This is a genomic window from Bacillus sp. M5A3_1b, from assembly GCF_053345335.1.
On record NZ_JBKEZY010000012.1, the window covers coordinates 1 to 26,122 of the forward strand.

A 26,122-nucleotide genomic window follows, 5' to 3' on the forward strand; every position below is an offset into this window, starting at 1 on the left:
AAAGATGATCAGGTTGATAGGTTCGAGGTGGAAGCATGGTGACATGTGGAGCTGACGAATACTAATAGATCGAGGACTTAACCATATAATATGAAGCAAATGTTATCTAGTTTTGAAGGAATATGCCTTCATAGTTTGGTGATGATGGCAGAGAGGTCACACCCGTTCCCATACCGAACACGGAAGTTAAGCTCTCTAGCGCCGATGGTAGTTGGGACCTTGTCCCTGTGAGAGTAGGACGTCGCCAAGCAAAAACCTAAGTCGATTCGACTTAGGTTTTTTTGTGTTTATTTTTATTTACTAAATGTCATAATCCATAAATTGAATGACGCTAAAGAAGTGAAAAGAATGGAATAGAGGCTGTTTAAAGTACTAGCAATGATTTTTTGTTTTCTAGGTTTTCCGAGTGTTTCTAAAATAATCGTTATGATAGGAAACGTTATTTCTACCACAAGTATATATTCAAAAAAGTGGGATGATATAAATAAGTATTCAATCATTACAGCAAAGACTGCGATAAAAAGGAATAAATACGAAAAAAGTGTAGTTCGTTTTTTCATTATTGTCTTCCGTATAAATAAAATGAATATAAATGATATGCTTTATATTAAAGCATACGGAATAAGTATACAAACCGTTATGTGTACAATAGATCTCTAGAAATATAAATTCTAATTTCTTATCCTTCTTGCATATAGTTACAATTATTCTTTTGAATATAACTAAAACACGAACGTTATTGGTGAGTAATAAAAAAACATTCGATTATTTATTGACATTGTTTATGAAATATTGTTAATATAGCCATAGAAAGAATAATATATAAGACCTCATATAATCGCGGGGATATGGCCTGCAAGTCTCTACCTAACGACCGTTATTCGTTAGACTATGAGGGAAAGTCACTCGGTATTTTTCTATTCACAAGGGATACGTATGCCTGAGTAGAGCACTTTCTCTCATAGTAAAAGAGAAACTGTTCTATTTCAGGCTTTTTTTATTTGAATCGGGGGGATTCTAATATGAAATCACTAGTTGGAGTCATAATGGGAAGCACGTCAGACTGGGAAACAATGAAATATGCTTGTGACATTTTAGATGAATTAAATATACCGTATGAGAAAAAAGTTGTATCTGCTCATCGGACTCCGGATTATATGTTTGAATATGCAGAGACGGCTCGTGAACGTGGGTTGAAAGTTATTATTGCTGGAGCTGGTGGAGCAGCGCATTTACCAGGGATGGTTGCAGCGAAGACGAATCTTCCTGTAATCGGAGTTCCAGTTCAATCAAAAGCGTTAAACGGCTTAGATTCATTATTATCCATCGTCCAAATGCCAGGAGGGGTTCCAGTTGCAACTGTTGCAATTGGTAAGGCTGGTTCAACAAATGCTGGTTTACTTGCTGCACAAATACTTGGATCATTCCATGATGATATACATGATGCATTAGAATTGAGAAGAGAAGCAATTAAAAAAGATGTGCGCGAAGGTAGTGAGCTAGTATGACGAGAATCATTTTACCTGGAAAAACAATCGGCATTATTGGAGGCGGCCAGCTAGGAAGAATGATGGCATTGGCAGCTAAGGAGATGGGATATAAAATTGCTGTTTTAGATCCTACAAAAAATTCACCATGTGCACAAGTTGCTGATATTGAAATTGTTGCACCATATGACGATTTAAAAGCAATTCAGCATTTAGCGGAGATTAGTGATGTTGTCACATATGAATTTGAGAATATTGATTATAGATGTTTACAATGGCTTGAAAAACATGCTTACTTACCGCAAGGCAGTCAGTTGTTAAGTAAAACACAAAATCGTTTTACAGAAAAGAATGCGATTGAGAAAGCTGGGCTACCAGTAGCAACGTATAGATTAGTTCAAAATCAAGACCAGCTTACTGAGGCAATCACTGAGTTATCATATCCTTCCGTCTTGAAAACGACGACAGGCGGATATGATGGGAAAGGTCAAGTTGTTTTAAGAAATGAGGCTGACGTTGATAAAGCGCGGGAGCTTGCGAATGCAGCAGAGTGTATTTTAGAGAAATGGGTGCCTTTTGAAAAAGAAGTATCAGTTATTGTGATTCGTAGTGTAAGTGGTGAAACGAAAGTATTTCCGGTAGCGGAAAATATTCATGTAAATAACATTTTGCATGAATCTATCGTTCCAGCTCGCATTACAGAAGAACTTTCTCAAAAAGCAATTGCTTATGCAAAAGTGCTCGCGGATGAACTAGAACTTGTGGGAACACTAGCGGTAGAGATGTTTGCTACAGCTGATGGTGAGATTTACATTAATGAATTAGCACCAAGACCTCACAATTCAGGACACTATACACAGGATGCATGTGAAACGAGTCAATTCGGTCAACATATTCGAGCAATCTGTAATTTACCTCTTGGAGAAACAAATTTGTTAAAACCAGTTGTCATGGTAAACATTTTAGGCGAACATATAGAAGGGGTCCTAAGACAAGTGAATAGATTAACCGGGTGCTATTTACACTTGTATGGAAAAGAAGAAGCAAAAGCGCAGCGAAAAATGGGGCATGTTAATATTTTAAATGATAATATTGAAGTCGCTCTAGAAAAAGCGAAGAGTTTGCATATTTGGGACCATCAAGAACAACTGTTGGAGGGAAAAAGATGATTAGTCGTTATACACGCCCAGAAATGGGTGCAATTTGGACGGAAGAGAACAAATTTAAAGCGTGGTTAGAAGTTGAGATTTTAGCTTGTGAAGCATGGGCTGAGCTTGGCGATATTCCAAAAGAAGATGTTAAAAAAATCCGTGAGCATGCATCATTTGATATTGATCGTATTTATGAAATTGAAAAAGAGACACGTCATGACGTAGTTGCATTCACTCGTGCTGTATCAGAAACACCAACATTAGGTGAGGAACGTAAATGGGTTCATTACGGTTTAACATCTACAGACGTAGTAGATACAGCGCTATCTTACATCTTAAAACAAGCGAATGAAATCATATTAAAAGACTTAGAAAACTTTGTAAGCATTTTAGCTAACAAAGCGAAAGAGCATAAATACACGATCATGATGGGAAGAACACACGGTGTTCATGCAGAACCAACAACATTTGGTTTAAAACTTGGTCTTTGGTATGAAGAAATGAAACGTAACGTAGAGCGTTTCAAACAAGCTGCTGATACAGTTCGCGTTGGTAAATTATCTGGTGCGGTTGGTACATACGCAAATATCGATCCATTCGTAGAAAAGTATGTTTGTGAAAACTTAGGCTTAGAAGCAGCACCAATTTCAACACAAACATTGCAACGTGATCGCCATGCTCATTACATGTCAACACTCGCACTAATCGCAACATCTATCGAAAAGATGGCAGTTGAGATTCGTGGTTTACAAAAGAGTGAAACACGTGAAGTTGAAGAAGCTTTCGCAAAAGGCCAAAAAGGTTCTTCTGCAATGCCACATAAACGTAATCCAATTGGATCAGAAAATATGACTGGTTTAGCTCGTGTTATCCGTGGTTATATGATGACAGCTTATGAGAATGTTCCATTATGGCATGAGCGTGATATTTCTCACTCTTCGGCAGAACGCGTAATTTTACCAGATGCTACAATCGCATTAAATTACATGTTAAATCGTTTCGGTAATATCGTTAAAAACTTAACTGTATACCCAGAGAATATGAAACGCAATATGACAAGAACATACGGCTTAATTTATTCTCAGCGTGTAATGCTTACATTAATCGACAAAGGTATGGTACGTGAAGAAGCTTATGATATCGTACAGCCTAAAGCGATGGAAGCTTGGGAAACACAAGTACAATTTAAAGAGCTTGTAGAAGCTGATGAGCGTATTACGAGCAAGTTATCACAAGAAGAAATTAATGAATGCTTCAACTATGAGCATCATATGCAACACGTTGATACAATCTTTGAACGCCTTGGGTTAAACGAAGCGTAAAATTTCATATGGCACAGAATAGAGTCATTCTGTGCCATTCTTTATAAAAATATTATTCACATTTTTCAAACTACAGGGGGCTTGCGAAATGCAAAAGCTAGAATTGCTGTATGAAGGTAAGGCAAAAAGAATTTATCGTACAGAATCAGCAGATATGGTTTGGGTAGAGTACAAAGATAGTGCGACTGCTTTCAATGGGGAGAAAAAAGAGACGATTACAGGAAAAGGTCGTTTGAACAATGAGATTACAACTTTATTGTTCAGAAAGTTACAAGAAGTAGGAATAAAAACACATTTTGTAGAGAAGTTATCTGAAACAGAGCAACTTGTTAAAAAAGTGAGTATTATTCCTCTAGAAGTTGTCACAAGAAATGTAATTGCAGGAAGTCTTTCAAAACGATTAGGAATGGAAGAGGGAACTGTACTTGCAGAACCAATCGTAGAATTTTACTTCAAAGATGATGATTTAGGAGATCCGCTTGTAACGGAAGATCATATTCGTGTATTAAACGTTGCATCACCAGAGCAAGTAAGCGTATTACGAGATATGGCTCTACAAATCAATCAAGTGTTGATTGATCATTTCGCAAGCTGTCGTGTAAGACTAGTAGATTTCAAATTAGAGTTTGGTGTAACAGATGAAGGAGAAATCATTTTAGCAGATGAAATTTCACCAGATACTTGCCGTTTATGGGATGAAACGAGCAATGAAAAATTTGATAAAGACGTATTCCGTCGTGACCTTGGAAATTTAACAGAAGCTTATGAAGAGATTTTAAAACGTTTAGGGGGAATTTCACATGTATAAAGTTAAGGTATATGTAACGTTAAGAGAAAGCGTATTAGATCCACAAGGAACAGCAGTAAAAGGGGCACTTCATAGTCTTTCGTTCACAGAAGTACAAGACGTTCGAATCGGAAAATATATGGAATTAACAATTGATAAATCAGTATCTGACCTTGACGCAAAGGTAAAAGAAATGTGTGAAAAACTATTAACAAACGTTGTAATGGAAGACTTCCGTTATGAAGTTGAGGAGGTTGTCGCACAGTGAAATTTGCAGTCATAGTATTCCCAGGTTCGAACTGTGATGTCGATATGTTCCATGCAATTAAAGATGAGCTTGGTGAAGAAGTAGATTACGTTTGGCACGATAGAGAGAATTTAGATGAATATGATGCAATTTTACTACCTGGTGGATTCTCTTACGGTGACTATTTACGTTGTGGTGCTATTTCTCGCTTCGCGAATGCAATGAAAGCAGTACAAAAAGCTGCTGAGCAAGGAAAGCCGATTTTAGGTGTATGTAATGGATTCCAGATTCTTGTTGAATCAGGATTACTACCAGGAGCGTTAATGAGAAACGAAAACTTAAAATTTATGTGCCGAACAGTTCAGCTGCGTGTTGAAAATAATGAAACGATGTTTACATCACAATATGAAAAAGATGAAGTAATCAATATTCCAATCGCGCATGGTGAGGGGAATTACTATTGTGATGAAGAGACTCTTAAACAATTAGAAGAGAATAATCAAATCGCATTCCGTTACGTAGAAAATCCGAATGGAAGCGTTTCAGATATTGCTGGTATTGTAAATGAAAAAGGAAATGTACTTGGTATGATGCCACACCCAGAGCGTGCTGTAGATGAATTACTTGGCGGTGCTGAAGGGTTAAAAGTCTTTCAATCTATCTTAAAACAGTGGAGGGAAACATATGTCGTTAATGCTTGAACCAAATCCAACACAAATTAAAGAAGAGCGCATATATGCGGAAATGGGGCTAACAGACGAAGAGTTTGCCATGGTTGAAAAGATTTTAGGCCGTCTGCCAAATTATACAGAAACAGGATTATTCTCTGTTATGTGGTCTGAACATTGCAGTTATAAAAATTCAAAACCAGTACTTCGAAAATTCCCAACAACAGGTGAGCGCGTTCTGCAAGGACCTGGGGAAGGTGCTGGAATTGTAGATATCGGTGATAATCAAGCGGTTGTATTTAAAATGGAAAGTCATAACCATCCTTCTGCTATTGAACCATATCAAGGAGCAGCAACAGGCGTTGGTGGTATTATCCGTGACGTATTCTCTATGGGAGCACGCCCGGTAGCTCTATTAAACTCACTTCGCTTCGGTGAATTACAGTCACCACGTGTGAAATATTTATTCGAAGAAGTAGTAGCAGGGATTGCAGGATACGGTAACTGTATCGGCATTCCGACTGTTGGCGGCGAAGTACAATTTGATCCATGTTATGAAGGAAATCCACTTGTAAATGCAATGTGCGTAGGCTTAATTAATCATGAAGATATTAAAAAGGGGCAAGCGCACGGTGCTGGAAACACAGTAATGTACGTAGGAGCATCAACTGGTCGTGACGGTATTCACGGTGCAACATTCGCATCTGAAGAGTTATCTGAAAGCTCAGAAGCGAAGCGTCCAGCAGTTCAAGTAGGAGATCCATTTATGGAGAAACTTCTTATTGAAGCTTGCTTAGAACTTATTCAGTCGGATGCACTTGTTGGAATTCAAGATATGGGTGCAGCTGGTTTAACATCATCTTCTGCAGAAATGGCAAGTAAAGCAGGTATGGGTATTGAAATGTACTTAGATGATGTACCACAGCGTGAAACAGGAATGACACCATATGAAATGATGCTATCTGAATCACAAGAACGTATGCTAATCGTTGTGAAAAAGGGTAGAGAGCAAGAAATAGTAGATTTATTTGAGAAGTATGGTCTTGCAGCCGTTACGATGGGGAAAGTAACGGAAGACAAAATGCTTCGCTTATTCCATAAAGGTGAAAAGGTAGCTGAAGTTCCAGCAGATGCTCTTGCAGAAGAAGCGCCAATTTATCATAAGCCATCAAAAGAAGCAGCATACTTTGCTGAATTCCAGGCAATGAAAATGGAAACACCAAAAGTAGAAAATTATAAAGAAACGTTATTCGCTCTATTACAACAACCGACGATTGCAAGTAAAGAGTGGGTTTATGATCAATATGATTATCAAGTTCGCACAAGCACAGTTGTTACACCAGGTTCAGATGCAGCAGTTGTACGTGTACGCGGTACAGAAAAAGGATTAGCAATGACGACAGATTGTAACTCTCGCTACATTTATTTAGATCCAGAAGTGGGCGGTAAAATTGCAGTAGCAGAGGCAGCACGTAATATCGTATGTTCTGGGGGAGAGCCACTTGCAATTACAGATTGCTTAAACTTCGGTAATCCAGAAAAACCAGAAATCTTCTGGCAAATTGAGAAATCAGTAGATGGTATGAGTGAAGCTTGTCGTACATTACAAACGCCAGTTATCGGCGGAAACGTATCAATGTATAACGAACGTAGTGGTGAAGCTGTATATCCAACACCGACAGTTGGGATGGTTGGACTTGTACACGATTTAAAACATGTAACAACACAAGAGTTTAAGCAAGCTGGCGATTTAGTTTATGTAATTGGAGAGACGAAAGCTGAGTTTGGTGGAAGTGAATTACAGAAAATGATTCACGGCAAAATTTTCGGTCAATCACCAAGCATCGATCTAGATGTAGAATTAAAGCGCCAAAAACAAGTATTAGCAGCAATTCAAGCTGGCCTTGTTCAATCTGCTCATGATGTTGCAGAAGGTGGTTTAGCAGTTGCAATTACTGAAAGTGCAATTGGTGCAAAAGGTTTAGGTGCTACTGTGAAATTAGACGGAGAAGCAACAGCAGCATTATTCGCTGAATCACAATCGCGCTTCGTTATAACTGTAAAACGTGAAAATAAAGAAGCGTTCGAGAAAGTGGTAGAAGCAATTCAAGTTGGAGAAGTGACAAATACAAATGAAGTAACAATTCATAATGAAGAAAATGAAGTATTACTTACAGCAAATGTAGATGAAATGAGAAAGGCTTGGAAAGGGGCAATCCCATGCTTGCTGAAATAAAGGGGTTAAATGAAGAATGTGGCGTTTTCGGAATTTGGGGGCATGAAAATGCAGCACAAGTTTCGTACTACGGATTGCATAGTTTACAGCACCGTGGACAAGAAGGCGCAGGCATCGTCGTAAATAATGGTGAGAAAATCGTCGGTCACAAGGGGTTAGGTTTAATATCGGAAGTATTTTCAAGAGGTGAGCTAGAAGGCTTAAACGGAAAATCAGCAATTGGACACGTACGATATGCGACAGCTGGCGGAAGTGAAGTTGCTAACGTTCAACCATTATTATTCCGTTTTTCTGATCATAGTATGGCATTAGCTCATAACGGAAATTTAATTAATGCAAAGATGCTTCGTCGTGAATTAGAGGCAGAGGGAAGTATTTTCCAAACAAGTTCAGATACAGAGGTACTTTTACATCTCATTAAACGTAGTACGAAAGATTCTTTAATTGAAAGTGTAAAAGAGGCTCTAAATAAAGTGAAAGGTGCGTTTGCATATCTTTTACTAACTGGAAATGAAATGATCGTTGCGCTAGACCCGAATGGATTCCGTCCTCTTTCAATTGGAAAGATGGGAGATGCTTACGTTGTAGCATCAGAAACATGTGCTTTCGATGTAGTAGGTGCAACATACATTCGTGATGTAGAACCAGGTGAATTACTGATCATCAATGATGAAGGAATTCACGTAGATCGTTTTACAAATGAAGTAGATCATGCAATTTGTAGTATGGAGTACATTTACTTTGCACGTCCAGATTCTAATATTGCAGGTATTAACGTCCATGCAGCACGTAAAAACATGGGAAAACGTTTGGCGGCAGAAGCTCCTATTGAAGCTGATGTTGTTACTGGTGTACCAGACTCTAGTATTTCAGCGGCAATTGGTTACGCGGAGGCGACAGGAATTCCGTATGAGTTAGGATTAATTAAAAATCGTTACGTTGGACGTACGTTTATTCAACCTTCTCAAGAACTGCGTGAGCAAGGGGTTAAGATGAAGCTTTCAGCAGTAAGAGGCGTAGTTGAAGGAAAACGAGTTGTGATGATTGACGATTCTATCGTAAGAGGAACGACGAGTAAACGAATTGTTCGTATGCTTCGCGAGGCTGGAGCGACAGAAGTCCATGTAAGAATTGCTTCACCACCTCTTAAGTATCCATGTTTCTATGGCATTGATATTCAAACGAGAAAAGAATTAATCGCAGCAAATAATTCAATAGAAGAAATCCGTCAAATCATCGGAGCAGATTCTTTAACGTTTTTAAGTGAAGATGGATTAGTAGATGCAATTGGACGTCCATATGAAGGGAAATACGGCGGTCTATGTATGGCGTACTTCAATGGAGATTATCCAACAGCTCTTTATGATTATGAGCAAGAGCTTTTAGAAAGTATGAAATAAGAAGAAAAAAGCTTCTACTTCTTTTGATGTAGAAGCTAGCTTCTTTCTTAAAATGGCCGGCCCTGAATAGGGAGAAATTAAAAGACGAGGTGTAGATAACGATGGCGAATGCATATAAGCAAGCAGGAGTAGATATTGAAGCTGGATATGAAGCGGTATCTCGCATGAAAAAACACGTACAAACAACAATGAGAAAAGAAGTACTAGGCGGTCTAGGCGGTTTTGGAGGTATGTTTGATTTATCAAAATTTGCATTAGAAGAACCTGTATTAGTATCTGGAACAGATGGCGTGGGAACAAAATTGATGCTCGCTTTTATGGCAGATAAACATGACACAATTGGTATTGATGCAGTAGCAATGTGTGTAAATGATATTGTTGTCCAAGGAGCAGAGCCGCTTTTCTTCCTTGATTATATTGCTTGTGGTAAAGCTGAACCTAGTAAAATTGAAAACATCGTCAAAGGTATATCAGAGGGCTGTCGCCAAGCTGGTTGTGCATTAATTGGTGGAGAAACAGCTGAAATGCCAGGAATGTATTCTACGGAAGAATACGATTTAGCTGGTTTTACAGTTGGAATTGTTGATAAAAAGAAAATTGTAACAGGTGAAAAAATTGAGGCTGGTCAAGTATTAATTGGCTTAGCATCTAGCGGTATTCATAGTAATGGCTATTCTTTAGTACGAAAAGTATTACTAGAAGATGGAGAACTATCTTTAGATCGCATTTACGGACGCTTAGAACTACCTCTTGGTGAAGAATTATTAAAACCAACGAAAATTTATGTCAAACCTATTTTAGAACTATTGAAGAAATATGAAGTATACGGTATGGCGCATATTACAGGTGGCGGATTCATTGAAAATATTCCACGTATGTTACCAGAAGGAATCGGTGCAGAAATTGAATTAGGATCTTGGAAAATTCAACCGATCTTCAGTTTACTTCAAGAAGTGGGAAAACTAGAAGAGAAAGAAATGTTCAATATTTTTAACATGGGTATTGGTATGGTAGTAGCGGTGAAGGAAGAAGAGGCAAAAGATATTGTTCGTCTTCTTGAAGAGCAAGGAGAAACAGCTCGTATTATTGGACGTACTGTACAAGGAACTGGCGTTACCTTCAATGGGGGCACGGCACTATGAGTAGATTAGCAGTTTTTGCTTCTGGAAGCGGCTCTAACTTTCAATCTCTCGTTAATGCGGTAGAAGAAAAAAGATTGGATGCAGAAATTAGTTTATTAGTATGTGATAAACCAGAAGCACGTGCTGTTGGACGGGCACATTATCATCATATTCCGTGTTTCGCCTTTTCAGCGAAAGCATATGAGTCAAAAGAAGCATTTGAAAAAGAAATATTAAAGAAGCTAGAAGAGTATGAGATTGATTATGTTATTTTAGCTGGATATATGCGTTTAATTGGGCCGACTTTATTAGGAGCGTATGGTGGGAAGATTATTAATATTCATCCGTCACTATTACCGAGTTTTCCTGGTAAAGATGCTGTCGGTCAAGCGTTAGAAGCAGGTGTGAAAGTAACTGGAGTAACAATTCATTATGTAGATGCAGGTATGGATACAGGTCCAATTATTGCGCAAGAAGCAGTAGTTGTTTCTGAAGGGGATACGAGAGAAAGCTTACAAAAGAAAATTCAACAAGTTGAACATAAATTATACGTAAATACAGTGAATCAAATTGTTCAGTCTGCGAAAGAAACAACTGTTAACTAACATACAACCAGGGGTGAAGGATAAATGAAAAAGCGTGCATTAGTAAGTGTTTCAGATAAAACAGGAGTAGTAGAATTTGTTAAAGGTTTACTAGAACAAGGGATTGAAGTTATTTCAACAGGTGGTACGAAAAAATTACTAGAAGAAAACGGCTTACAAGTAATCGGTATTTCTGAAATAACTGGTTTCCCGGAAATTATGGATGGACGTGTAAAAACATTACACCCAAATATTCATGGTGGTCTATTAGCGGTTCGTGATAATGAAACGCATGTAGCACAAATGAATGAATTAGGTATTCAAGCAATTGATTTTGTTGTTGTTAACTTATATCCATTTAAAGAAACAATCGCTAAGCCTGATGTAACATTTGCTGATGCAATTGAAAATATTGATATCGGTGGTCCAACAATGATTCGCTCTGCTGCGAAAAATCATAAATTTGTATCGGTAATTGTAGATCCAGTAGATTACGATGTTGTATTAGCAGAACTGAAAGAGAACGGTGAAGTAAAAGAAGAAACAAAACGTAAATTAGCAGCGAAAGTATTCCGTCATACAGCGGCATATGATGCGTTAATCTCTAACTACTTAACAGAGCAAATGGGGGAAGAAAGCCCAGAAACATTAACAGTGACATTTGAGAAAAAACAAGATTTACGCTATGGAGAAAATCCACATCAAAAAGCAACCTTCTATAAAGCACCATTCGCTGTAACTTCTTCTGTTGCATACGCAGAACAATTACACGGTAAAGAATTATCTTACAACAATATTAATGATGCAGATGCAGCACTTAGTATTGTAAAAGAATTTACAGAGCCAGCAGTAGTAGCAGTAAAACATATGAATCCATGTGGTGTTGGAGTGGGTACTGATATTCATGAAGCATACACACGCGCTTATGAAGCAGATCCAATATCAATCTTTGGTGGAATTATTGCAGCAAATCGTGAAATTGATAAAGCTACAGCAGAAAAGTTACACGAAATTTTCTTAGAAATCATTATTGCACCTTCTTTCTCAAAAGAAGCTTTAGAAGTATTGCAAAGTAAGAAAAACTTACGTCTACTAACTGTAAATATTGAAAAAGCGACAAGTGCAAGCAAAAAACTAACTTCTGTACAAGGTGGTCTTCTCGTTCAAGAGGAAGATACGTTATCATTAGATGAAAGTACAATTTCAATTCCGACAAAACGTGAACCATCAGAGCAAGAGTGGAAAGATTTAAAACTAGCTTGGAAAGTTGTAAAACATGTGAAATCAAACGCAATTGTTTTAGCGAATGATAACATGACAGTTGGTGTAGGCGCGGGACAGATGAACCGTGTAGGTTCTGCAAAAATCGCAATTACACAAGCTGGCGAAAAGGCACAAGGTAGCGCACTTGCATCTGATGCTTTCTTCCCAATGCCAGATACAGTAGAAGAAGCAGCAAAAGCAGGGATTACAGCAATCATTCAACCAGGCGGATCAATCCGTGACGAAGATTCTATCAAAGTGGCGGATAAGTATGGGATTACGATGGTGTTCACTGGCGTACGTCATTTCAAACACTAATAGAGGATATTTAAAAGGTCCGGTCAAGATAACTGTCGCATGTCGTCGTTGCTCTTGATCCTCCTTTTTAAACTTTTATTGATATGAAAACAAACTAGGAGCAGAGCTTCTAGTTTGTACTTATTTAAGTATTGGGGGATGAAATATGAATGTTTTAGTAATTGGCCGCGGTGGGCGTGAGCATGCTTTAGCTTGGAAGTTTGCGCAATCTGAAAAGGTGGAAAAGGTATATGTAGCACCGGGTAATGAAGGTATGCGCGATGTTGCAACACCAGTTGATATTGATGAAAATGATTTTGATGCATTAGTGTTATTTGCTAAAGAGAATAAGGTTGAATTAACTTTCGTTGGACCAGAAATTCCGCTTATGAATGGAATTGTTGATCGCTTTAAAGAAGAGGGACTTCGTGTGTTTGGCCCAAATAAAGCGGCTGCTGTTATTGAAGGTAGTAAGGCTTTTACGAAAGAATTGATGAAAAAATATGATATTCCAACTGCGGCATATGAAACTTTTACAGACTATGAAGAAGCAGTACAGTATATTCAAAAAGTTGGTGCGCCAATCGTTATTAAAGCTGACGGCCTAGCTGCTGGTAAAGGTGTAACGGTAGCAATGACGCTTGAAGAGGCATTACAAGCTGTGAAAGAGATGTTACAAGATGTGAAGTTCGGCGAAGCAAGCAAGAAGGTCGTTATTGAAGAGTTTTTAGATGGACAAGAATTTTCATTAATGGCATTTGTAAATGGAACAACTGTGCATCCGATGGTAATTGCGCAAGATCATAAACGAGCTTTTGATGGTGATAAAGGTCCAAATACAGGCGGAATGGGTGCATATTCTCCAGTACCACAAATTCCAGAATCAGCAGTTCAAGAAGCAATTCAAACAGTATTACACCCAACTGCCAAGGCGATGATTGCAGAAAACCGTTCGTTTACAGGTATTTTATACGCAGGTCTTATTTTAACAAATGATGGTCCAAAGGTAATTGAATTTAATGCCCGCTTTGGGGATCCTGAAACAGAAGTTGTATTACCTCGCTTAGAAAACGATTTAGTTGATGTATGTAACGCTGTATTAGATGAAAGTGAGCTAACGTTACAATGGTCAGAGAAAGCAGTAATTGGTGTTGTACTTGCTTCGAAAGGATATCCAGAAGTATATAAAAAAGGTGACATTATTAACGGATTAGATGCACTGCAAGATGCGATTGTTTTCCATTCGGGCACAGCGATGAAGCATGGTGATTTTGTAACAAACGGTGGCCGTGTATTATTTGTTGCTTGCAAGGCGGACAGTTTACAAGCAGCGAAAGATAAGGTGTATAAAGCAATTGGTAAAATTGAGAGTGATGGTCTATTTTACCGAAGTGATATAGGATATCGTGCAATTGGTCATGAGATGACGAGAAGCTAATATGTAAAAATCCCGCTGATTTCTCAGCGGGATTTTTTATGCGTCTTTATCTTTTTTCAATTTTCCTTTTTGCTTTGCCATTTCTCGAAGTAAATACTCGATGTGTGCATTGACGCTACGAAACTCATCATTCGCCCATTTTTCGATGACTGCGTGTAATTCAGGATCAATACGTAATGGAAAGCTTTTCTTTTTAGCCATAATGATTTACAACCCGTTAGTATAGGCTTCCTGTATTAATAACTGGTTGCGCACCTTTATCTGAAACGATGGCAACTAATAAGTTGTTCACCATATTCGCTTTACGCTCGTCATCTAATTCCAGTACGCCTTCCTCATCTAACATATGGATTGAATCTTTCGCCATCTTCACAGCACCTTCAACAATCTCTTTTCTAGCAGCTAATACTGCTTTTGCTTGTTGACGTTGTAGCATTGCATGGGCAATTTCTGTTGCGTAAGCTAAATGTGTTAAACGAGTTTCTAATACTTCTACGCCAGCGATTTCAAGGCGCGCTTCTAACTCACGTTTTAATTCTTCAGAGATTTCTTCAGTATTTCCGCGTAACGTGATGCAAGTTTCATCTTGGAAATTGTCATAAGGATATTTTGTTGCGACGTGGCGGATTGCTGTTTCACTTTGAATTTCTACAAATCGATCGTAATGTTCAACACCGAACATTGCTTTTGCAGAATCAACAACTTTATATACGATAACGGCTGCAATTTCAATTGGATTTCCTTCAACATCGTTTACTTTTAACTTCTTACTATTAAAGTTTTCAACACGTAACGATACAGTTTGACGGAATGCGAATGGAATTGTTAAAAATAAACCGTTTTGACGAATTGTTCCTAAATAATTACCGAAAAACGTAATGACTTTTGCTTGGTTTGGCTGAACAATACCAATACCTGTAGCAAGAACTGCGGCTAAAATAATAGTTAATGCCGCTCCTATAAAAATTTCTTGTACAAGGAAAAATACACCGATAGCGGCTAAAATTAAAATTCCGATAATACCGAGAAAACCATTTACATAAAAAACTTGTTTTTCTTTCATATGATCGCCTCCTGATATAAAAATGATATCACTTTTATATCATTTTATGCAAGGGCTTTACACCTAATTTTCTGAAAAAAATGATTGGATATTTCTTATGTATATTTTGAGGTCCGAAACGGGAATGTACGTTCTGTTTTGTGGTAAAATAAAGAAGACTTAACCGCCCACTGCAGCAGCTAAGTCCCTTTGAGAGCATCTTGCATCGTGACAAATGATTCAAAGCGGTTTTGCCAGGATTATATCTTCAATCGCTGACTCAATCTCTTTGTCAGAAGCGTCAAAACTTCCATTTGACTGTGGTTTGTCGTGATTGGAAGTTTGATTCACTTCTTCTTTAGCATGTCCCTTTTCAGTAAAATTCATGCTAGGCATTTTAAATGCCCCCATATTCATGTATTTTCCGAATTTCCACATTTCAACAACAGGGCAGAAACGAACAATTCCCTCTGCAATTTTCATTGCACCAATCCATAGCAAGACGTTAGACCAAGTGCACCACGGCTTGCGTACAAGTTTAGCGCTACTACAGCCGAAGAGGATAAGTCCGAGCGTAATTCGAATTAGGGCATTTATTGTACCGATGTTTTGCTTCATTAGAAAAACACTCCTTTTTATGAAAGTTGAAATAGATAATACTATTTCTCTTATTAGTATCCCTTGTGATTTTTGGGATATGTAATCCAACATTTGACGTTGAAAAAGATGTTGGAATGTGCGTGTGTGTAAGTAGCTTTTTTTGTTATAATGAAAGAATGCACAAAAGGAAGTTCAAAGTTAAATCCTCTCGTTTGAAAAACTATGGAAGAGGGAATTCCAAACTTAATTCTCCGTTTTAAACAAATATTTAAGATGAAGTTAAAAAAATCCTGATGAAAATAAACTGTTATTTTGAACAGAAATATATATAACTAGAGAAAAGAAAGGGTGTTTTCATGTACGATATTTCCGGGTGGAAACATGTATTTAAGCTTGATCCAAATAAGGAGTTAAGTGACGAACATTTAGAAATGATTTGTGAGTCTGGAACAGATGCTGTTATTGTAGGCGGAAGTGATGGAGTTACAATTGATAATGTATTACACATGCTAGTTAGCATTCGTAGATATGCAGTTCCTTGTGTGTTAGAGATTTCTGATGTGGAAGCAATTACACCAGGATTTGATTTTTATTATATCCCAAGCGTTTTAAATAGCCGAAAGGTAGAATGGGTAACAGGTGTTCATCATGAGGCTTTGAAAGAATTTGGGGATATTATGGACTGGGACGAAATTTTCATGGAAGGGTATTGTGTTTTAAATCCGGAAGCGAAAGTAGCTCAGCTTACAGATGCGAAATGTGATGTAACAGAAGATGATGTAATTGCATACGCGCGTTTAGCAGACAAGCTATTACGTTTACCGATATTTTATTTAGAATATAGCGGTACGTATGGAGACGTTGAACTTGTTAAAAATGTAAAAGCAGAATTAAAACAAGCGAAGTTATATTATGGCGGCGGTATTTCTAATGCTGAACAAGCGAAGGAAATGGCACAATACGCTGATACAGTAGTTGTTGGAAATATTATTTATGATGATATAAAATCCGCGTTAAAAACAGTTAAAGCAGTAAAAGGAGAGTAGGTGCAGGCGTATATGAGTAAGACAGATAAGTTATTAAATGGTTTAAATCCACAGCAACAAAAAGCAGTACAAACAACGAACGGACCACTTCTATTAATGGCAGGTGCAGGTAGTGGTAAAACACGTGTATTAACACATCGTATTGCGTATTTACTTGGTGAAAAAGGTGTAGCGCCATGGAATGTACTAGCTATTACCTTTACAAATAAAGCGGCGCGTGAAATGCGCGAGCGTATTGATACACTTGTCGGACCAGAAGCAGAAGATATTTGGATTTCTACGTTCCACTCTATGTGTGTACGTATTTTACGACGTGATATCGATCGTATTGGTATTAATCGTAACTTTACAATCTTAGATTCAGGCGATCAGTTAACTGTAGTCAAAAAAATTATGAAAGAGCGCAATATTGATCCGAAGAAATTTGAGCCACGCTCCATTTTAGCTGGTATTAGTAATGCGAAAAATGAATTGTTATCTGCAGATAAATATGCGAAAAAAATTACCATCGCTGATCCATATGAAAAATTAACGAGCGATGTATATACAGAATATCAAAAACGTCTTCTGAAAAATAACTCATTAGACTTTGATGATTTAATTATGACAACCATTCAGCTATTTGAACGTGTTCCAGAAGTACTAGAGTTTTATCAGCGTAAGTTCCAATATATTCACGTGGATGAGTATCAAGATACGAACAAAGCGCAGTACCTTCTTGTAAAACATTTAGCAGCACGTTTTAAAAATTTATGTGTTGTAGGTGACTCAGATCAGTCTATTTACCGCTGGCGCGGGGCTGACATTTCTAACATTTTGTCATTCGAAAAAGACTATGAGAATGCGCAAGTTATTCTGTTAGAACAAAACTATCGTTCGTCACAAAATATTTTAAATGCAGCGAATGCTGTTATTGAAAAAAATTCAAATCGTAAACCGAAAAAATTATGGACAGACAATCAAGTTGGAAGCAAAATCTCATATTACCGTGCTGCGACGGAAAAAGACGAAGCATATTTTGTTGCGAAAAAAATTCGTGACGATATTCAAATGGGAAAACGAAAATATACTGATTTTGCAGTGTTATATCGTACAAATGCGCAGTCTCGTATGGTCGAGGAGATTTTCCTCAAATCTAATATTCCTTACAAAATTGTCGGCGGTACGAAGTTCTACGATCGTAAAGAGATTAAAGACATTTTGGCGTATTTACGTTTAATTGGGAATCCAGATGATGAGATTAGTTTCGCACGTATTATTAACATGCCAAAGCGCGGAATTGGTGCAACTTCTATCGATAAAATTATTAATTACGGTGTACAAAATGGAATTTCATTAACTGCTGTATTCGATGAGATTGAGCATGTTGGAGTAAGTGCAAAAATTACAAAGGCAGTAAAAGAATTCGCAGGTTTATTACACAACTGGGTAAATATGCAAGAGTATTTATCTGTTACAGAATTGGTAGAAGAAGTTATTGAAAAAACAGGCTATCGCGATATGTTGAAAAACGAGCGTACTTTAGAAGCAGAAGGTCGTTTAGAGAACTTAGATGAGTTTTTATCTGTTACGCAAACATTTGAATCTCAAAGCGAAGATAAGAGCCTTGTTGCATTCTTAACAGATTTAGCGCTTGTTGCTGATATTGATCGTGTCGATGAAGATCCAACTGCTGGTGAGGAAGTTATTTTAATGACGATGCACTCAGCGAAAGGATTAGAATTCCCAGTTGTCTTTATTGTTGGTTTAGAGGAAGGAATATTCCCGCATACTCGTTCTCTAATGGAAGAAGACGAAATGCAGGAAGAGCGTCGCCTTGCTTATGTAGGTATTACTCGTGCAGAAGAAGAGTTATATTTATCTAACGCACAAATGCGTACTTTATTTGGTAGAACAAGTATGAACGCCGCCTCTCGATTTATTACAGAAATTCCGGCAGAGCTAGTAGAATCGTTAAATGAAACAGCGCCAAAGCGTGAAACTTCGTTTGGTGCAAAAGGAAGAACGACAAGTACAAGTAGAATGACAACTACAACCACAACACGCTCTCGTTCAGCTTTCGCGCGTCCTGCAGCTAAGACGACAGGTGGCGAGCAAATTGGCTGGGCAGTAGGCGATAAAGCTTCCCACCAAAAATGGGGAGTCGGTACAGTTGTCAGTGTAAAAGGTGAAGGTGATGCAAAAGAATTAGATATTGCGTTCCCAAGCCCGATTGGTGTTAAACGTTTGTTAGCAAAATTTGCACCTGTGACGAAACAATAGGAAAGGAATGAGGATATGTCAAAAGAGATAGCAAAACAACGTATAGAAGAACTGCGTGATTTGTTAAATACATTTAACTATCAGTATCACGTATTAGACAATCCTTCTGTTTCTGATGCGGAGTATGACCGTAATATGCAGGAGCTTATAAAATTAGAAGCAGAGAATCCAGAGTTTATGAGTGAAGACTCCCCCTCCATTCGCGTTGGGGGAACGGTTCTTGATATATTTGAAAAAGTAACACATAAGTCACCGATGTTAAGTTTAGGAAATGCATTTAACGAAGGAGATTTACGTGATTTCGACCGACGAGTACGCCAAGGAATTGATGATGCGAATGTAAGATATATATGCGAATTAAAAATTGACGGACTTGCTGTTTCACTTCATTATGAAAAAGGACGCTTCATTCAAGGGGCAACGCGTGGTGATGGTGTAACAGGGGAAGATATTACCCAAAATTTAAAAACAATTAAAGCGATCCCGCTCCGTTTAAATGAAGAAGTAACGTTAGAAGCACGAGGCGAAGCTTATATGCCGAAGCGTTCATTCGTTAAGTTAAATGAAGAAAAAGAGCAAAATGGTGAAGATGTATTTGCGAATCCGCGTAATGCGGCAGCAGGTTCAATACGCCAACTTGATCCAAAAATTGCAGCGAAACGTAACTTATCTATGTTTGTGTACGGTCTTGCGAATGTAGAAGAAAAAACAATTCCATCACATAGTGAATCGCTTGATTTCTTAGGTGAACTTGGATTCAAAACAAATCCAAATCGTCGTACATGTGAAACAATCGAAGAAGTTATAGCTTATGTAGAAGAATGGCAAGAAAAACGTCCGCATCTTGATTATGAGATCGATGGAATCGTTATAAAAGTAGATGATGTTGCTCTTCAAGAAAGTTTAGGAACTACAGCAAAGAGTCCAAGATGGGCGATTGCTTATAAATTCCCGGCTGAAGAAGTTGTAACAAGATTAACAGGCATTGAATTAAGTGTTGGTCGCACAGGGGTTGTAACACCGACTGCAGAGCTAGAGGCAGTGCGAGTGGCTGGTACTATCGTTCGTCGTGCCTCTTTACATAACGAAGATTTAATTCGTGAAAAAGACATTCGAATTGGTGACTATGTTGTTGTGAAGAAGGCCGGAGATATTATTCCTGAAGTTGTGAACGTTATTTTTGATAAGCGTACTGGTGAGGAAGAAGAATATCATATGCCAACGCATTGCCCAGCATGTGAGAGTGAACTAGTTCGTTTAGAAGAAGAGGTAGCACTGCGCTGTATAAATCCAACTTGTCCGGCTCAAATTCGAGAAGGATTAATCCATTTCGTTTCAAGAAATGCAATGAATATTGATGGACTTGGAGAACGTGTCATTACACAACTCTTTGATGCTGATTATATTCGTACATTCGCTGATTTATATTCGTTGACGAAAGAGCAATTATTACAGCTAGAACGATTCGGTGAAAAATCAGCAACGAATTTAGTACAAGCAATTGAGAATTCTAAAGAAAACTCATTAGAACGATTATTATTTGGTCTTGGTATTCGCCATGTTGGAGCGAAAGCAGCACGTACATTTGCAGAGCATTTTGAAACGATGGATGCGCTTGTGAAAGCAACGGAAGAAGAACTAAAAGCAATTAATGAAATTGGTGAAAAAATGGCTCAATCCGTCGTGACGTATTTTGATAATGAAGACGTATTAGAGCTATTACAACAATTTAAAGAGTATGGCGTGAATATGGCATACAAAGGCATAAAAATTGCTGATTTACAAAATATTGAGTCGTACTTCGCAGGAAAAACTGTCGTTTTAACAGGGAAATTAGAAGTTATGGGACGTAGTGAAGCGAAGAAAAAGATTGAGGCATTAGGTGGAAAAGTAACAGGAAGTGTTAGTAAAAGTACGGATTTAGTTGTTGCAGGTGAAGCAGCAGGTTCGAAATTAGCACAAGCAGAGAAGCATAATGTTGAGGTTTGGAATGAAGAGAGGTTCTTACAAGAGCTAAATAAGTAAGAGGTGCAAACTTACCATGAAAAAAATAGCATTAGCGGTATTAAGCCTTGGCCTACTCGTAAGTGGGTGTAGTGCAGGTGCCGATAAAGATGAAAAAGTGGTTGAGAAATCGGGGAAAGCAAAAGAGCAAGCAATCGTTCCGAAGTACGCTATTTCGGATGAATACTATAAGGCGACTATTCCATTTCAAGCAGGAGCTGCACGTGGTTTAGTTGTACAAGGAGTAAGTAATCGTCTTGATATAGATGAATTTGAAACAGGATTAATGCGTATTGCGAAAGAATCCTTTAGTACGAAAGATCATTTCTTTAAAGGTGGAAGTACTCTAGATACTCAAAATGTGCAGATGCTTGTTAAAAGAAAGCGTACAGATGCTGAACAAAAGGAACTAGAGGACAAATTAAAAAAAGATGCAGTTAAATTTCCAAACATTGGGTTAAACCCAGCGTTAGGTGGAGGATCTGAATCATTAGAGGAAAAGAATAAAAAAAATCCAATATATATTTCAAATATTTTAGAGCATGATTATTATGTGAAAAAAGGTGAATCAGATGAGCGCCAAGGCATTGTAATTGGTTTAGCGATGAACTCGGTTCATTATTACGAGGAAGAGCATGGTTATCCGCGTGAGGCTAAAATTGAGCAAGAAAAAATGGTAGCTGAAGGGAAAAAAATGGCGCAAGAAGTCTTGAAATTTATGCATCAAAAACAGCCTGAAACAAAAAACCTTCCGATAACATTTGCAATTTATCGTCAGGCTCCAAAGGCTTCACTCGTGCCAGGTAACTTTGTTTCTTATGCGAATGTTGAAAAAGGCAGTGAAACGGTTGAGGATTGGAAACAAATTAATGAGAAATATTATTTGTTCCCATCTGAACAAGCGAAAACAGATAATAAACGTGAAGATCTGGCAAGAGTATCGAACTTTAAATCAAAACTAAGCGATTATTTCCAAGGCGACTACACAGCTGTTATCGGTACTGGTATGTATAGAGATGATGAATTAAGAGAAATAAAGCTTGATATTCCTGTCCAGTTTAATGGGAAAGCAGAAATAATTGGTTTTACACAATATGTAGCTGGGCTTGTTATGGAATACTTCCCGAATTATATGAAAGTACAAGTAACGATTAAATCTGTAGAACGTCCAGAAGCGATTATTATACGTGAAGCGAAGCAAGATGAACCATTTGTGAAAATTTTAGATTAAATAGGAGGGCTGTTCCTTTATGGAACGGCTTTTTTTCTTGAGGAATTTTGTTATAATTTAAAATGTTATAAATAATGGGGGGGTAAGGGGTAAAGCACATGGGCGAATTAAGTTTTCAAGTCATTATTTTATTAATTGCATTCGGCTTTTTAGCAGCTTTTATTGATTCAGTTGTTGGCGGTGGAGGATTAATTTCGCTTCCAGCACTTATGTTTGTTGGTTTACCACCAGCTTCGGCAATTGCAACGAATAAATTAGCTGCAACGATGGGGACGTTTACGAGTGCAGTTTATTTTATTCGATCAGGAAAGGTCGATCTTAAAATTGTAGGAAAGTTAATCCCGTTAACTGTTATAGGAGCGGTCGCAGGCGCTTTAGTAGTAAAGTTTATTCCGCCGGATATTTTACGTCCGTTAGTGCTTGTGATGTTGGTGTTTATTGCCATTTATATTATTGCAAAAAAGGATTGGGGAAGTGTATCTACCTATAAGAAGATGACGAAAAGAAAAACATTAATATTTTTCTTTGTTATTTTAATGATAGGGTTTTACGATGGATTTTTTGGACCAGGGACAGGATCCTTTTTAATTTTTGCATTTTTATTAGTTGGTTTGGATTTTATTCAAGCGGCAGCATCTGGAAAACTTTTGAACTTTGTTAGTAATATCGTATCTTTAATTACTTTTTTATTTTTAGACGTAATTCATTTTGAATACGGTATTATTATGGGATTGTCGATGATTTTTGGCGCTTATTTTGGATCGAAGTTTGCAGTTCAAAAAGGTGTTGGATATGTAAGAACTTTATTTTTGTTAGTAACTATTTTATTGATTGGAAAAAACATTTTGGAATATACTCATATTTTGTAGAGTTATACGTATGTATAACTCTATTTTTTTATTATATTTTAAAAATTAATTAATTTTTAAAATATAAGTCTAGGAATATTTGAATAAATCTAAATTATCGTGTAGAATAATGTTGTAAAATGTAAACGTTTTTCTAAGGGGAGGCTAAAAAGAATGGTAGTAGCATACAAACATGAGCCATTTACAGATTTTTCAGTGGAGGCTAACAAATTAGCGTTTGAAGAAGGTTTAAAGAAAGTAGAATCTTATCTTGGACAAGACTATCCATTAATTATTGGGGGAGAAAAAATCACTACAGAAGACAAAATTGTTTCTGTAAACCCTGCAAATAAAGAGGAACTTGTTGGTCGCGTTTCAAAAGCAAGCCGTGAGTTAGCTGAAAAAGCAATGCAAGTAGCGGATGAAACATTCCAAACTTGGAGAAAATCAAAGCCAGAAATGCGTGCAGACATTTTATTCCGTGCTGCAGCAATCGTTCGTCGCAGAAAGCATGAATTCTCTGCTATTCTTGTAAAAGAAGCAGGTAAACCATGGAATGAGGCAGATGCTGATACAGCAGAAGCAATCGACTTTATGGAATATTATGGTCGTCAAATGTTAAAATTAAAAGACGGAATTCCAGTAGAAAGCCGTCCAATTGAATATAATCGTTTCTCTTACATTCCATTAGGAGTAGGTGTTATCATTTCTCCTTGGAACTTCCCATTCGCAATTATGGCAGGTATGACAACAGCTGCTTTAGTTTCTGGTAACACAGTATTACTAAAACCAGCTAGTACAACTCCTGTAGTAGCAGCGAAATTCATGGAAGTATTAGAAGAAGCTGGCTTACCAGCTGGCGTAGTAAACTTCGTTCCAGGTAATGGTTCTGAAGTTGGTGACTACTTAGTAGATCACCCTCGTACACGTTTCGTGAGCTTCACTGGATCTCGTGATGTAGGTATCCGTATTTATGAGCGTGCAGCGAAAGTAAACCCAGGCCAAATTTGGTTAAAACGCGTTATCGCTGAAATGGGTGGTAAAGATACAATCGTTGTTGATAAAGAAGCAGATCTTGAATTAGCAGCTAAATCTATCGTAGCATCAGCATTCGGATTCTCAGGACAAAAATGTTCTGCATGTTCTCGTGCAGTAATCCATGAAGATGTATACGACCACGTATTAAATCGTGCTGTTGAATTAACGAAAGAATTAACAGTTGCTAACCCAGCTGTATTAGGTACAAACATGGGTCCTGTTAATGACCAAGCTGCATTCGATAAAGTAATGAGCTATGTTGCAATTGGTAAAGAAGAAGGTAGAATCTTAACAGGTGGCGAAGGAGACGATTCTAAAGGCTGGTTCATCCAACCAACAATCGTTGCTGACGTTGCAGAAGATGCTCGCTTAATGAAAGAAGAAATCTTCGGACCAGTAGTAGCATTCTGTAAAGCAAAAGACTTTGATCATGCACTTGCAATTGCAAACAATACAGAATACGGTTTAACAGGTGCTGTTGTTACTAACAACCGTGACCATATTGAAAAAGCACGTGAAGAATTCCACGTGGGTAACTTATACTTCAACCGTGGATGTACTGGTGCAATCGTAGGTTACCAACCATTCGGTGGCTTTAACATGTCTGGTACGGACTCTAAAGCTGGTGGCCCTGACTACTTAGCACTTCACATGCAAGCAAAAACTACTTCTGAAACTTTATAAGAAATAGTAGAAGAGATCTTCGCAGTCTGCGAAGATCTCTTTTTTTTTTTTTTTGAAAAAGTTTCTATATATGGATTAAGATAGATATAAGTAGAAAAACTAATAATGTAATAAGGTTTACTTCAGTAAATAAGGTATACTATATTTGTTGAATAGATTCTCTTTAAAGACAAGAAAAGTAGGTGAACAAAGTGGGAAAATATCAATTGGATTACAAAAGTCAGGTAGCCGTGGCAAAGTTTCATGAAAAACAGACGCCTGCCAAATTTGATAAAAAGCAGCAAATTGAAAAATTGCGTGCGGAGTATTTGAAAAAGAAGCAAAAATAAACAGATAAATAATATGTTACGTTTTTGATAGGAGAAACCAGTTCTAAGTACCATATATTACTATTCGGTACTTAGAACTAGCTAAATCCTATTAATATCGGGATAAACATGTAAATAGAAACAAAATAACGAGAAAAGTTGACTTATTAGTCATATTTTTTAGTATTCATTTTAAGGATTTCCTGTATAATACAATTTGAAAGAAAATCTATGGTTTGACAAGAAACACTCTTTTCGGTTTTGCTCACTGAAGGGAGTGTTTTTTTGTAGCCAAAAACTCCTCTGTACTCATTACAGTTGCATATACTCCATTTAAACTAGCCAAAATTGTGTTATGAATATAAACGGCTGGTATAGTAGCATTCTTAAAGGAAAGATCTTTTGTAGCACAAGCATCATGTATAACGGTACATGGAAAGCCGAAATCAAAAGCAGCCCTTACGGTAGCATCAATACACATATGAGTCATCATCCCACATATGACGACGTGCTCAATGTCTAAACGTTGTAATTGTTCTAGAAGATCAGTTTCGCGAAAACTATTTGGATAATGTTTGAGTATAACAGTTTCTTCTCTAAGTGGACGTACGCTTTCATGGATATGTACACCTTCTGTATTGGGTAGGAAAAAAGTAGCGTCATCTTTAATTGCTACATGTTGGATATGAAAAATAGGTTCGTTTTTCGTTCTAAAGAATTGTAGTAGCTGACTAGCGTATTCGCTTGCTTCTACTGGATTACGCAACTCCATCTTTCCATGTGGAAAATAATCATTTTGAATATCAACGAGTAAAAGAGCTGTTTTCATATATTTATCTTCCTCCGATTTCATATTCAAATAATGGTATTCAATTTATCCGACATTAACGGGCAGTAAAACTCCCACCTCAAAATTCGGCTGGAGCAAAGAAGTTAGGTGGGAGATCAACTGTCCGTAAATGTCCGATTGGTGAGGGCTGATAATCAGTGGGGGATGAACAAAACCCCCCCACTGATTATAGTTTCACTTTATAGAGAGGATTCTCCTTTTAAAAAAT

General features: G+C 37.5%; 24 protein-coding genes, 2 rRNA genes and 1 riboswitch. Of the genes, 21 read left to right on the forward strand and 5 right to left on the reverse strand.

Annotation, left to right across the window (positions count from 1 at the left end):
• Positions 1-85, forward strand: a 23S ribosomal RNA gene (locus ACLBWW_RS24675); the annotation flags it as partial.
• Between the two features lie 49 nt (positions 86-134).
• A 5S ribosomal RNA gene (gene rrf, locus ACLBWW_RS24680) occupies positions 135-250 on the forward strand.
• 43 nt (positions 251-293) lie between these two features.
• On the opposite strand, the gene ACLBWW_RS24685 is transcribed toward rrf, so the two are convergent.
• The gene (locus ACLBWW_RS24685) at positions 294-560 is read right to left on the reverse strand and encodes a hypothetical protein (RefSeq protein WP_088110124.1); all 267 of its coding nucleotides are present in this window, start codon (positions 558-560) and stop codon (positions 294-296) included.
• Positions 561-810: 250 nt separating this feature from the next.
• Positions 811-912: riboswitch (purine riboswitch) on the forward strand.
• A 110-nt stretch (positions 913-1,022) separates the two neighbouring features.
• On the opposite strand from ACLBWW_RS24685, the gene purE reads away from it, so the two are divergent.
• From purE to purD, 12 genes are all read left to right on the forward strand, one after another.
• Positions 1,023-1,508 carry a 5-(carboxyamino)imidazole ribonucleotide mutase gene (purE, locus tag ACLBWW_RS24690; protein WP_000839368.1) on the forward strand — a complete coding sequence of 162 codons (486 nt, stop codon included), beginning with the start codon at positions 1,023-1,025 and terminating at the stop codon, positions 1,506-1,508.
• A complete protein-coding gene (gene purK, locus ACLBWW_RS24695; RefSeq protein ID WP_048542068.1) occupies positions 1,505-2,656 on the forward strand; it encodes a 5-(carboxyamino)imidazole ribonucleotide synthase in 1,152 nt (383 codons plus the stop codon). The genes purE and purK overlap by 4 nt, the downstream gene beginning before the upstream one ends.
• Positions 2,653-3,960, forward strand: a complete 1,308-nt coding sequence (purB, locus tag ACLBWW_RS24700) for an adenylosuccinate lyase (RefSeq protein ID WP_000625686.1) — start codon at positions 2,653-2,655, stop codon at positions 3,958-3,960. The genes purK and purB overlap by 4 nt, the downstream gene beginning before the upstream one ends.
• An 88-nt stretch (positions 3,961-4,048) precedes the next feature.
• Positions 4,049-4,768: a phosphoribosylaminoimidazolesuccinocarboxamide synthase gene (gene purC, locus ACLBWW_RS24705; protein WP_001170543.1), complete on the forward strand. Its 720-nt coding sequence runs from the start codon at positions 4,049-4,051 to the stop codon at positions 4,766-4,768.
• Positions 4,761-5,015 carry a phosphoribosylformylglycinamidine synthase subunit PurS gene (gene purS / locus ACLBWW_RS24710; protein WP_000278821.1) on the forward strand — a complete coding sequence of 85 codons (255 nt, stop codon included), beginning with the start codon at positions 4,761-4,763 and terminating at the stop codon, positions 5,013-5,015. Before purC ends, purS begins: the two co-directional genes overlap by 8 nt.
• Positions 5,012-5,695, forward strand: a complete 684-nt coding sequence (gene purQ, locus ACLBWW_RS24715; RefSeq protein ID WP_000666772.1) for a phosphoribosylformylglycinamidine synthase subunit PurQ — start codon at positions 5,012-5,014, stop codon at positions 5,693-5,695. Before purS ends, purQ begins: the two co-directional genes overlap by 4 nt.
• Positions 5,679-7,898, forward strand: coding sequence for a phosphoribosylformylglycinamidine synthase II (purL, locus tag ACLBWW_RS24720; protein WP_098049504.1), 2,220 nt, complete (start codon positions 5,679-5,681; stop codon positions 7,896-7,898). Before purQ ends, purL begins: the two co-directional genes overlap by 17 nt.
• Positions 7,883-9,298 carry an amidophosphoribosyltransferase gene (purF, locus tag ACLBWW_RS24725; protein WP_000879030.1) on the forward strand — a complete coding sequence of 472 codons (1,416 nt, stop codon included), beginning with the start codon at positions 7,883-7,885 and terminating at the stop codon, positions 9,296-9,298. Before purL ends, purF begins: the two co-directional genes overlap by 16 nt.
• Before the next feature lie 101 nt (positions 9,299-9,399).
• Positions 9,400-10,440: a phosphoribosylformylglycinamidine cyclo-ligase gene (gene purM / locus ACLBWW_RS24730; protein ID WP_001262447.1), complete on the forward strand. Its 1,041-nt coding sequence runs from the start codon at positions 9,400-9,402 to the stop codon at positions 10,438-10,440.
• Positions 10,437-11,024 (forward strand): phosphoribosylglycinamide formyltransferase, encoded by a 588-nt coding sequence (purN, locus tag ACLBWW_RS24735; protein ID WP_000088583.1) that lies wholly within the window; start codon positions 10,437-10,439, stop codon positions 11,022-11,024. Before purM ends, purN begins: the two co-directional genes overlap by 4 nt.
• 24 nt (positions 11,025-11,048) lie before the next feature.
• Positions 11,049-12,584 (forward strand): bifunctional phosphoribosylaminoimidazolecarboxamide formyltransferase/IMP cyclohydrolase, encoded by a 1,536-nt coding sequence (gene purH, locus ACLBWW_RS24740; RefSeq protein ID WP_048542062.1) that lies wholly within the window; start codon positions 11,049-11,051, stop codon positions 12,582-12,584.
• A gap of 145 nt (positions 12,585-12,729) precedes the next feature.
• Positions 12,730-14,001: a phosphoribosylamine--glycine ligase gene (gene purD, locus ACLBWW_RS24745; RefSeq protein ID WP_048542060.1), complete on the forward strand. Its 1,272-nt coding sequence runs from the start codon at positions 12,730-12,732 to the stop codon at positions 13,999-14,001.
• A 36-nt stretch (positions 14,002-14,037) separates the two neighbouring features.
• Here the strand turns inward: purD and ACLBWW_RS24750 are convergent, their stop codons facing one another.
• From ACLBWW_RS24750 to ACLBWW_RS24760, 3 genes are all read right to left on the reverse strand, one after another.
• Positions 14,038-14,202, reverse strand: coding sequence for a toxin-antitoxin system HicB family antitoxin (locus ACLBWW_RS24750; protein WP_001085171.1), 165 nt, complete (start codon positions 14,200-14,202; stop codon positions 14,038-14,040).
• 16 nt (positions 14,203-14,218) lie between these two features.
• Positions 14,219-15,064: an SPFH domain-containing protein gene (locus ACLBWW_RS24755; protein ID WP_000660687.1), complete on the reverse strand. Its 846-nt coding sequence runs from the start codon at positions 15,062-15,064 to the stop codon at positions 14,219-14,221.
• Positions 15,065-15,283: 219 nt separating this feature from the next.
• Positions 15,284-15,661 (reverse strand): YgaP family membrane protein, encoded by a 378-nt coding sequence (locus ACLBWW_RS24760; protein WP_000812332.1) that lies wholly within the window; start codon positions 15,659-15,661, stop codon positions 15,284-15,286.
• 338 nt (positions 15,662-15,999) lie between these two features.
• Here ACLBWW_RS24760 and ACLBWW_RS24765 point away from each other — a divergent pair, with 338 nt between their 5' ends.
• The 7 genes from ACLBWW_RS24765 to ACLBWW_RS24795 all read left to right on the forward strand — a co-directional run bounded on the left by ACLBWW_RS24765 (position 16,000) and on the right by ACLBWW_RS24795 (position 25,085).
• Positions 16,000-16,689, forward strand: a complete 690-nt coding sequence (locus tag ACLBWW_RS24765; protein ID WP_048542058.1) for a heptaprenylglyceryl phosphate synthase — start codon at positions 16,000-16,002, stop codon at positions 16,687-16,689.
• 12 nt (positions 16,690-16,701) lie between these two features.
• On the forward strand, positions 16,702-18,951 hold the full coding sequence (gene pcrA / locus ACLBWW_RS24770; RefSeq protein WP_002108861.1) for a DNA helicase PcrA: 2,250 nt from the start codon (positions 16,702-16,704) through the stop codon (positions 18,949-18,951).
• A 15-nt stretch (positions 18,952-18,966) separates the two neighbouring features.
• Positions 18,967-20,976: an NAD-dependent DNA ligase LigA gene (gene ligA / locus ACLBWW_RS24775; RefSeq protein WP_048542056.1), complete on the forward strand. Its 2,010-nt coding sequence runs from the start codon at positions 18,967-18,969 to the stop codon at positions 20,974-20,976.
• A 16-nt stretch (positions 20,977-20,992) separates the two neighbouring features.
• On the forward strand, positions 20,993-22,186 hold the full coding sequence (locus ACLBWW_RS24780; RefSeq protein WP_048542055.1) for a CamS family sex pheromone protein: 1,194 nt from the start codon (positions 20,993-20,995) through the stop codon (positions 22,184-22,186).
• Positions 22,187-22,284: 98 nt separating this feature from the next.
• Complete coding sequence (locus tag ACLBWW_RS24785) at positions 22,285-23,055, forward strand: TSUP family transporter (RefSeq protein WP_048542054.1); 771 nt, start codon at positions 22,285-22,287, stop codon at positions 23,053-23,055.
• A gap of 153 nt (positions 23,056-23,208) precedes the next feature.
• Entirely contained in the window at positions 23,209-24,756 is a 1,548-nt protein-coding gene (gene pruA, locus ACLBWW_RS24790; protein WP_000259557.1) for an L-glutamate gamma-semialdehyde dehydrogenase, read from the forward strand.
• A 191-nt stretch (positions 24,757-24,947) separates the two neighbouring features.
• The gene (locus tag ACLBWW_RS24795; protein WP_000521651.1) at positions 24,948-25,085 is read left to right on the forward strand and encodes a hypothetical protein; all 138 of its coding nucleotides are present in this window, start codon (positions 24,948-24,950) and stop codon (positions 25,083-25,085) included.
• Between the two features lie 244 nt (positions 25,086-25,329).
• Here ACLBWW_RS24795 and ACLBWW_RS24800 read toward each other — a convergent pair whose 3' ends face one another.
• Positions 25,330-25,893 carry a cysteine hydrolase family protein gene (locus ACLBWW_RS24800; RefSeq protein WP_048542051.1) on the reverse strand — a complete coding sequence of 188 codons (564 nt, stop codon included), beginning with the start codon at positions 25,891-25,893 and terminating at the stop codon, positions 25,330-25,332.
• Positions 25,894-26,122: the final 229 nt, after the last annotated feature.

Coding starts and splice junctions, on each gene's coding strand:
- ACLBWW_RS24685 (WP_088110124.1), bottom strand. CDS start 560: ATGAAAAAACGAACTACACTTTTTTCGTATTTATTCCTTTTTATCGCA.
- purE (WP_000839368.1), top strand. CDS start 1,023: ATGAAATCACTAGTTGGAGTCATAATGGGAAGCACGTCAGACTGGGAA.
- purK (WP_048542068.1), top strand. CDS start 1,505: ATGACGAGAATCATTTTACCTGGAAAAACAATCGGCATTATTGGAGGC.
- purB (WP_000625686.1), top strand. CDS start 2,653: ATGATTAGTCGTTATACACGCCCAGAAATGGGTGCAATTTGGACGGAA.
- purC (WP_001170543.1), top strand. CDS start 4,049: ATGCAAAAGCTAGAATTGCTGTATGAAGGTAAGGCAAAAAGAATTTAT.
- purS (WP_000278821.1), top strand. CDS start 4,761: ATGTATAAAGTTAAGGTATATGTAACGTTAAGAGAAAGCGTATTAGAT.
- purL (WP_098049504.1), top strand. CDS start 5,679: ATGTCGTTAATGCTTGAACCAAATCCAACACAAATTAAAGAAGAGCGC.
- purF (WP_000879030.1), top strand. CDS start 7,883: ATGCTTGCTGAAATAAAGGGGTTAAATGAAGAATGTGGCGTTTTCGGA.
- purM (WP_001262447.1), top strand. CDS start 9,400: ATGGCGAATGCATATAAGCAAGCAGGAGTAGATATTGAAGCTGGATAT.
- purN (WP_000088583.1), top strand. CDS start 10,437: ATGAGTAGATTAGCAGTTTTTGCTTCTGGAAGCGGCTCTAACTTTCAA.
- purH (WP_048542062.1), top strand. CDS start 11,049: ATGAAAAAGCGTGCATTAGTAAGTGTTTCAGATAAAACAGGAGTAGTA.
- purD (WP_048542060.1), top strand. CDS start 12,730: ATGAATGTTTTAGTAATTGGCCGCGGTGGGCGTGAGCATGCTTTAGCT.
- ACLBWW_RS24750 (WP_001085171.1), bottom strand. CDS start 14,202: ATGGCTAAAAAGAAAAGCTTTCCATTACGTATTGATCCTGAATTACAC.
- ACLBWW_RS24755 (WP_000660687.1), bottom strand. CDS start 15,064: ATGAAAGAAAAACAAGTTTTTTATGTAAATGGTTTTCTCGGTATTATC.
- ACLBWW_RS24760 (WP_000812332.1), bottom strand. CDS start 15,661: ATGAAGCAAAACATCGGTACAATAAATGCCCTAATTCGAATTACGCTC.
- ACLBWW_RS24765 (WP_048542058.1), top strand. CDS start 16,000: ATGTACGATATTTCCGGGTGGAAACATGTATTTAAGCTTGATCCAAAT.
- pcrA (WP_002108861.1), top strand. CDS start 16,702: ATGAGTAAGACAGATAAGTTATTAAATGGTTTAAATCCACAGCAACAA.
- ligA (WP_048542056.1), top strand. CDS start 18,967: ATGTCAAAAGAGATAGCAAAACAACGTATAGAAGAACTGCGTGATTTG.
- ACLBWW_RS24780 (WP_048542055.1), top strand. CDS start 20,993: ATGAAAAAAATAGCATTAGCGGTATTAAGCCTTGGCCTACTCGTAAGT.
- ACLBWW_RS24785 (WP_048542054.1), top strand. CDS start 22,285: ATGGGCGAATTAAGTTTTCAAGTCATTATTTTATTAATTGCATTCGGC.
- pruA (WP_000259557.1), top strand. CDS start 23,209: ATGGTAGTAGCATACAAACATGAGCCATTTACAGATTTTTCAGTGGAG.
- ACLBWW_RS24800 (WP_048542051.1), bottom strand. CDS start 25,893: ATGAAAACAGCTCTTTTACTCGTTGATATTCAAAATGATTATTTTCCA.